The sequence below is a fragment of the Arcobacter lacus genome (assembly GCF_003063295.1).
In the GTDB taxonomy this organism is placed as follows: domain Bacteria; phylum Campylobacterota; class Campylobacteria; order Campylobacterales; family Arcobacteraceae; genus Aliarcobacter; species Aliarcobacter lacus.
On sequence record NZ_MUXF01000019.1, the window covers coordinates 1 to 8,617 of the forward strand.

The 8,617-nt window shown below is 25.6% G+C and carries 8 protein-coding genes; 5 read left to right on the forward strand and 3 right to left on the reverse strand.

The window, feature by feature from the left end; genetic code table 11:
* The 3 genes from B0175_RS08785 to lgt form a co-directional block, all read left to right on the forward strand.
* On the forward strand, positions 1-972 hold a 972-nt coding region (locus tag B0175_RS08785; RefSeq protein ID WP_228156093.1), incomplete at its 5' end, for a tetratricopeptide repeat protein.
* A gap of 98 nt (positions 973-1,070) precedes the next feature.
* Positions 1,071-2,369, forward strand: a complete 1,299-nt coding sequence (locus B0175_RS08790) for a (Fe-S)-binding protein (RefSeq protein ID WP_046995968.1) — start codon at positions 1,071-1,073, stop codon at positions 2,367-2,369.
* A gap of 4 nt (positions 2,370-2,373) precedes the next feature.
* On the forward strand, positions 2,374-3,192 hold the full coding sequence (gene lgt, locus B0175_RS08795) for a prolipoprotein diacylglyceryl transferase (RefSeq protein WP_108528218.1): 819 nt from the start codon (positions 2,374-2,376) through the stop codon (positions 3,190-3,192).
* Here lgt and B0175_RS08800 read toward each other — a convergent pair whose 3' ends face one another.
* From B0175_RS08800 to polA, 3 genes are all read right to left on the reverse strand, one after another.
* Positions 3,193-3,390 carry a hypothetical protein gene (locus B0175_RS08800; RefSeq protein WP_108528219.1) on the reverse strand — a complete coding sequence of 66 codons (198 nt, stop codon included), beginning with the start codon at positions 3,388-3,390 and terminating at the stop codon, positions 3,193-3,195.
* 32 nt (positions 3,391-3,422) lie between these two features.
* The gene (locus tag B0175_RS08805; protein WP_108528220.1) at positions 3,423-4,115 is read right to left on the reverse strand and encodes a response regulator transcription factor; all 693 of its coding nucleotides are present in this window, start codon (positions 4,113-4,115) and stop codon (positions 3,423-3,425) included.
* A 68-nt stretch (positions 4,116-4,183) separates the two neighbouring features.
* Entirely contained in the window at positions 4,184-6,874 is a 2,691-nt protein-coding gene (gene polA / locus B0175_RS08810; protein WP_108528221.1) for a DNA polymerase I, read from the reverse strand.
* Between the two features lie 74 nt (positions 6,875-6,948).
* On the opposite strand from polA, the gene kdsB reads away from it, so the two are divergent.
* Positions 6,949-7,680 (forward strand): 3-deoxy-manno-octulosonate cytidylyltransferase, encoded by a 732-nt coding sequence (gene kdsB, locus B0175_RS08815; protein WP_108528222.1) that lies wholly within the window; start codon positions 6,949-6,951, stop codon positions 7,678-7,680.
* Positions 7,681-7,683: 3 nt separating this feature from the next.
* The coding region (locus tag B0175_RS08820; protein ID WP_146175194.1) for a GGDEF domain-containing protein at positions 7,684-8,617 on the forward strand (934 nt) is incomplete at its 3' end.

An 8,617-nucleotide genomic window follows, 5' to 3' on the forward strand; every position in this document is an offset into this window, starting at 1 on the left:
TCGATTCTTTCTTTGATTTTTTTATTTAGTGGTTGTGCTTCAAAAATCACTATAAAAGCCTTACAATCTTCAAAAATAGAAAAAGAAAAAATCAACAGCATAAAAGTAGAAAGATTTAGAAATGACGATATAAATCAAACAGAAAGTCTTGCAAATAAAATAGCAAACAAAGTAGTTGATAATAAAAGAGTTTTTACTTTAAAAAATGATATCTTTGGAACAGATGCAATATTAACAGGAGAAGTTTTACAATCATCAGCAACTTATAATGTATATTATAGAAATGAAGTTGACTTTTCAAGATGCAGATATTATAGATATGATGAAAAAACAAGAGTAAAACAGTGTATGGAGTATTATATAAGATATATTCCTTGTGAAGCGAAAGAATACAATGTAACAACAGCTATAACTCTAATAAAACCAATAAACAATCAAATAATTTTTTCAAAAACTTATAGTACAAATACAAGTGATAATGTTTGTTATGATAGATATTTTTATGATTATCCTTATATGCCAGCACATTTAACTGCACATAGTGATAAATTTAGAGTAAATTCACAATTAGCAGACTCTATATCAAATGCAATTTTAGATGATATTTCTCCTCATTACATCTATTTTGATGTAGAAATCATGGAAGAATTAAATGATAATCCAATTTATACAAAAACTCAAAAACAAAGATTTGAAGATAGTGTAGCTCTTATGGAAAAAGGAAATTTAGATTTAGCAAAATACAATTTAGAAAGCTTAAATCAAGAGTTACAAGGGAAAAGTTTTGAAGTTTTATACAATCTAGCTTTGATTTATGAAGCAACTAACAATCTTCAAATAGCAAATAATCTTTACAACCAAGCAAGAACTCTTACATTTAATGTAAAAGATTTAGATTTAATCAATTATGGAATAAGTAGAACTAATTTAAACTTAGAAGAGAAAATAAAAGCTAAATCTCAACTTCCATAAATAGGGACAAATTCCCTATTTAACAACTTTTAACCAATATTTTTGTATATTAAATTTTTATTATAAATATTAAAAATTTTTAACCAAAAGGTAATTTAGTGGCTATAAGTAAATTTGACTATACAAAAATCTCTGATGATTGTGTAAAATGTGGAAAATGTAAACCAGTATGTACAATTTTCAATATAAATCAAGATGAAGCAACAAGCCCAAGAGGATTTATCGACCTACTTGGAGCATACAAAAGAGATGAATTAGAATTAGATAAAAATGCAAAAGATATATTTGAATCATGTTTTTTATGTACAAACTGTGTTGAAGTTTGTCCAAATGATTTACCAACAGATATGATTATTGAGCAAGTAAGAAGTGATATTGCTAAAAAATATGGTATTGCTTGGTATAAAAGGCTGTTCTTTTTCCTTTTAAGACATAGAAAAACTATGGACTTTTTATCAAAATTAGGTTGGGTTTTCCAAACTTGTGCTTTAAAATTAGATTCTGCAAAACAATCAGCACTTCCACGATTTTCATTACCAATAGTAAAAAAAGGAAGAGTTTTACCTTATGCAGATAAAAGAAGTTTTTTAAATAAATATCCAGAAAATATTCCTGCAATAAATAAATCTATTGAAGAAAATAAAAAAGGAAAAGTTGCTATTTTTATAGGTTGTATGAGTAACTATACTTATACAAATACTGGTGATAGTTTAGTAAAAATTCTAAAAAAATTAAATTTAGATATAACAATTCCAAAAAAACAACTCTGTTGTGGAGCGCCTGCATATTTTACAGGTGCTTTTGATACAGTTGATTATTTAGTAAAAGAGAATATCAAATATTTTGAAACATGGATAGATGAAGTTGATGCTGTTATTATTCCAGAAGCTACATGTAGTGCTATGATAAATAAAGATTGGGAACACTATTTACACGATCAACCAGAGTGGAAAGAAAGAGCTGTTAAATTATCAAAAAAAATATTTTTAGCAACAAAGTGGCTTGAAAATAATACTGAATTAAAAGAGTTACTTGCTAAAAGTGGTAAAAAATTCGACCAAATGGTAACTTACCATGACCCATGCCACGCTAAAAAAATGCAAGGTGTATGGAAAGAACCAAGAGAACTTTTAAAACAAAACTATGTATTAAAAGAGATGAGTGACTCAAATAGATGCTGTGGATTTGGTGGAGTTACTATGCAAACTGAAAAGTATGAGTTTTCTAAAGCAGCAGGTGCACCAAAAGCAGCGATGATTAGAGATACAAAAGCACAAATAGTAAGTGCTGAATGTAGCGCATGTAGAATGCAAATAACAAACTCTTTATATTTAGCAAATGTTGATGTAGAGTTTAAAAACCCTATTGAGTTAATAGCTCAAGCTTTAGAGGATTAAAAATATGGAATTTTGGCAAAATATATACTCGCATTTTAATCCAGTTGCTTTCAACTTAGGTTCTATTGCTGTTCACTGGTATGGGATAATGTATGCATTAGCACTTATTAGTGCTATTTTTGTTGCAAAGTGGTTTATAAAACATGATAAATTACCAATTTCTAATGATTTATTTGATTCATATATTTGGTGGGCAGAAATTGGAGTAATTTTAGGAGCTAGACTTGGTTATGTACTATTTTATGATAGTCATACAATGTATTATATAACTCATCCTTGGCAAATATTCAATCCATATATAAATGGAGTTTATGCAGGAATATCTGGAATGAGTTACCATGGAGCATTTTTTGGATTTATAATTGCTTCATATCTATTTTGTAGAAAAAACAAAGTCTCTTTTTGGTTTATAACTGATATTGCCGTACTTGGTGTTAGTGCTGCATATATATTTGGAAGACTTGGAAATTTTTTCAACCAAGAACTAATAGGAAGAGTTACTGATGTTCCTTGGGGAATTTATGTAGGAGGTGTTTTAAGACATCCTTCACAAATTTATGAAGCAATACTTGAAGGTTTATTCGTTTTTTTAGTTTTAGTAATTTACAGAAAAAGAAAGGCTTTTGATGGACAATTAGCGCTTATGTATGGAGGATTATATGCGATAGCTAGGATTATTGCCGAATTCTTTAGACAACCGGATAGTCAATTAGGTTTTTTAGTTGGAGAATGGCTAACGATGGGTATTTTACAATCCCTTATAATATTAGGAATTTGTTTATTTTTCTACGTATATAAAAAAAAGGCAATAATTAAAAATTAATTACCTACCTTTTTTTAATACCAGTTTGTAAGATTTAGCATTAGTTACATCTTGCAAAAACTTGGGTTCAACTTCATGCAAAGCTATAATATCAACGAAGAACTTACCTTCTAAGAGCCAACCTTTTCCAGTATCTTCAATGGTTTGAGATTCAAATAAATATATCAATTCTTCTTTTGAAACGATAAGTTCTTCCATATATTTTTTATATAATACTATTAATATTTAAACTAGTCACCTTTATAAATATCAATAGTATATCCTTTACTAGAGTGATTTCTGATAATCTCATAATAAGTTTTCTGTCTTATTTTATTTACTATATTTCTCATAGTATAAATAGACATCTCTTTACCTTTCCATACTATATCTTTTATCATATCATAATCTGTGATTTCATTTCTTCTTGCTATTAAAAGTTTTAAAAATGATTTTTCTAATCTTGTGAAATCTATTATTGCTCCACCTTTTTTGAAAAATTGATCTCTATATTCATCAAAATAAATACCTTGATCAAACTCTATTTTATCAACTCTTTTCATTTGGTTAAGACACATTAAAATAGCTAATTTTAAATCCATTAAATTTAAAGGTTTTGCTAAAAATGTATATGCTTCTAAATTTATAGCTGTTGCTACTTTATCATCACTATCTGAACTTGAAATAACTATTTTAGGTATAATTACTAATTTTGAAGACAATTCAGAAAAAGAACTATTTTTTAAATCAATATCTACAATTGCTAAATCGTAATTATTTGTTAAAGAAAGTTTTAACGCTTCCTCATAACTTGAAGTAAACTTTACTTCCTTAAATGCTTCTACAAATTCATCTTTTATACTATCTTTAATTGATAAATCATCACTTAAAAATATTACTTTTGTATTGTATAATTTTCTTATATTTTTCATTATTTTTGACATTTTTACTCTTTATATAATAATTTTAATTGTCAAATAATAACAAAAATTTTTTTATTTGTCAAAATTTTTTATTTTAAATCTTTCCAAGAACTACCAATACTTAATGATACTTTTAGAGGAACATTTAATTTGTAAATATTTTCCATTATATTTTTAATACTAAATGTTATTTCTTCAACAAATTCATCTTTTACTTCAAATACAAGTTCATCGTGAATTTGTAAAAGTAGCTTAATATTTTCATCATCTTTATATTTTTGATAAATATTTATCATAGCAAGTTTTATTAAATCAGCAGCACTTCCTTGAAATAAAGTATTTACAGCTTCTCTCAAATATGCAGCTTTCATCATAGCATTTGCTGAATTGAAATCAAATAATCTTTTTCTATTTAATAAAGTTTTTACATAACCATTTATATTTGCAAAATCTTCAATAGATTTTAAATAATCTTTTACACTTTTAAAAGCTTCAAAATATGAATCAATATATTGTTTTGCTTCTTTTGAAGGGATTCCTAAAGTCTCACCAAGTTTTTTGCTTCCCATTCCATACAATAATCCGAAATTTATAGATTTTGCAATACCTCTTTTTTCTTTTGCATTTTCTTCACCAAATATTTTAACAGCTGTTTGGTAGTGTATATCTAAATCATTTTCAAAAGCTTCGACTAAAGCTTTATCTTGACTAAAATGTGCCAAAAGTCTTAATTCAATTTGAGAATAATCAACTGCAACAAGTTTATAACCATCTTTTGGTATAAAAGCTTTTCGAATTTGTATAGTTGAATCACTTTTTGTGGGAATATTTTGTAAATTTGGATTTTTTGAACTCAATCTTCCTGTTGCTGTTCCTGTATGTAAAAATGAGGTATGAATTCTATTGTCATTAGTTTTTGAACCAAGTTCTAAAAGTGGTTCAATATATGTTGATTGTAATTTATAAGCTTCTCTATATTGTAAAAGCAATGGTATAACTTGATGTTCATTTATCAAACCATTTAAAACTCCCTCATCTGTACTATAACCTGTTTTTGTTTTTTTAGCAGTTGGCAAACCTAAAGTTTCAAAAAGAAGAGTCCCAAGCTGTTTTGGAGAATTTATATTAAATTCAACTCCACTTGTTTCATAAATTTTTGTTGTTAATTCACTTATATTTTTATTACTTAACTCTTTATACTCTTTTAATAAATTAACATCAACTTTTATTCCATTCATTTCCATATTTGCTAAAACATAAATAAAATCAAATTCGACCTCAAAAGCAAGATTCAGAAGTTCTTCTTCTCCTTTTTCTTTGAAAATTTGTAGTTGTTTTTTAAATAGTCTTAAAGTCATCAAAGCATCTTCAGCTGCATATTCACAAGCTTTTTGAATATCTACATTTGAAAAATTTTCACCTTTTTTTACAACATCAGTAAAACTTATCATTTTATGATCAAAATATTTATCAATTTGATAGTCAAGCCCTACTTTTTCATTTGTATTTAAAAGCCAAGATAAAATCATTGTATCAGCATAAAGTCTTAATTCAAGATCAAAATTTTTTTTAATTATTTGATAATCATATTTAAAATTCTGAAGAATCAATTTATGTCGATTTAACTGTACAATTGCAGCTTTAGCAGCTTCTAAAGATATTTGATTTCCAACTCCTAAATATACATGTCCTATTGGTACATAATAAGCTTTATTTTCTTCATAAGCAAAAGAAAATCCAACAATTTTTGCATTATCTATTTCTAAATCGGAAGTTTCAGTATCAAAAGATACAATAGCATCTCTTGGAATTGTATTTATTGCCATTGATAAGCTATTTTCGTTATCTAACAATATATATTCTATTTTTTCTTCTTTTTTTATTTGTTGTAAAGGTATTTGAGTTTGATATCCCATTCCCTCTTTATTGACTTTATCCAAAACTCTAGCCATATCATATTGAATTAAAATATCGCTAATTCTTAAAATAGGATTTTCATTTGGTAAAATAAATTCTTCTAAATTATCGATATAATGGCAATCTGTCATTAAAGTTACAAGTTTTTTTGACAAAATTGCGTTTTCTTTTCCTTCTATCAATAACTCTTTTGTTCGTTTTTTCTCAATATTGTCTATATTTGCATAAATATTCTCTAAAGTACCAAACTCTTTGATTAAAGACTCGGCTGTTTTGGCTCCTACTCCTTTAACTCCAGGAATATTATCAGCTGTATCACCTAACAAAGATTGATAATCTGTAAATTGAGAAGGTTTTACTCCATACTTTTCTATACATTTTTCTTCATTTATAACAACTTTTTTTGTTGGATCAAATAAATAAACATTATTTGAATCATCAATTAATTGATATAAATCTTTATCATGAGAAACAATTCTTACTTCTAAACCCTTTTGTTTAGCGTCATTTGCAATAGATGCAACCATATCATCAGCTTCATAACCAGTTCTAATTGCTGTTTTAAATCCCATCTTTTCTATCCAAGAAATTGCAATAGGAAGTTGAGTTAGTAAATCTTCTGGAACTTCTGGCCTTTGAGCTTTATATTGACTGTAAAGTTGATTTCTAAAAGTTTCACCTTTTGCATCAAGTGCAAAAACTATATAATCTGTTTTAAAATCTTTTCCTATATTTGATATAAAATTTATAAATCCTGTTAATAGTCCTGTTGGGAAACCATCTTTTGATTTTAATGGTGGTAAAGCAAAATAGCTTCTAAATAAAAAACCAAAAGTATCAATTATAGTGATTGTTTTTTTCATAAAATTATCTTCTTTCATATTTATTTAACGATTTTATAATATAATAAATTCAATAAAAGTAAGGAATACATAAAATGATAATAATCCCTGCAAGACTAAACTCAAGTCGCTTTGCCAACAAAATCATGGTAGATATTTTAGGGTTACCTATGGTGATAAAAACTGCAAAACAAGTTAGTAATCTAGATAAAGTTGTAATTGCAACAGATAGTCCAGAAGTTATAGATTTAGCTTCACAATATGGTTTTGATGCAGTTTTAACTTCAACTTCACATAATAGTGGTACAGATAGAATAAATGAAGCAGTAAATATTTTAAATTTAAGTGAAGATGAAATCATAATAAATGTACAAGCTGATGAACCTTTTATAGAACCAGAAGTTGTACAAGCTGTAATAAATAGAGTAAAACAGATAAAAGAAAATGATGAAAATATAATGATAACTTCTTGTTTTAAAGATATAACTTCAGAATTAGCAGATGATCCAAATCATGTAAAAGTTATTTTAGATGAACATTCAAATGCAATATATTTTTCAAGAGCAAAAATTCCATATCATAGAGATCATCACAAAGATGCTTCATATTTTGGACACCTAGGAATTTATGGTTTTACAAAAAAATCACTAAATGCTTTTTGTAAATTAAATTCTTCTAAGTTAGAAAATATTGAAAAATTAGAGCAGTTAAGAGCGATTGACAATGGAGAAAAAATAGCAATGGTAAAAGTTATTTCAAAATCTTTTGGTATTGATACACAAGAAGATTTAAATCGAGCTATTAAGCTTTTTTCAAATGAAAGATAAACTATGAACTATGATATTTTCATCATCAATGACAATTTTGAATTCGATGAAGTTAAAAAAAGTATCTCTAATAAATTTAATAATATAAATATTCATCAATTTTCAACTTTTAATAATATTCTTGATGAAATTGATTCTGTTGATATAATAATGGTTCATATCAATTTATTTGAAAAATTTGAAAAAATAAAAAAATTTTTAAAAGATACTACTGAAGTAATATATATTTCACATGATGATAAAATCAAAAACTTAAAAAACAGTTCAAATATCAACTATATTAACTTTGATAATAATAAATTAATTACAAAAATAGAGAATTATTTAAATAAAACAACTATCAAAGAAGAGATAATAAAAGAAGATTTTTATGAATCTTTCATCAATAATATTAATTGTCCTATTTTTGTAATATCAAATAATCATATTGTATTTTCAAATAATCATTTTTATAAATTAATAAATATATTTTCAGTAGAAGAATTAAATATAAAATACAAAAATATTAATAGTTTATTTGAAATTGAAAAAGATTCAATTAGAAATTTAGATGAAATTACTGAAAATTCAAAAGTTTGTATAATGGATGCTAATGAAAATAAAAAGTTTTTCTCTATCCAAAAAATATTTTTATCAACAAAAGATATAAACATTATTATTTTAACAGATATTTCTCATGTAATAGAACATAAAATAGAGTTGCAAAAGCTTCTTTATATCGATAATTTAACAAAATTGCCAAATAGAACAAAACTAATAGAAGATTTACAAAATAACTTACCTCAAATAAAAGCAATTGCTTTATTTAATATTAACTCTTTCAAAGAAATTAATGATTTTTTTGGACATAAAGTGGGAGATATTATCTTAAATGATGTCTCAAAATTAATTTTACAAATAATAGAAAATAACGATAGTTTGAAATTATATAAATTTC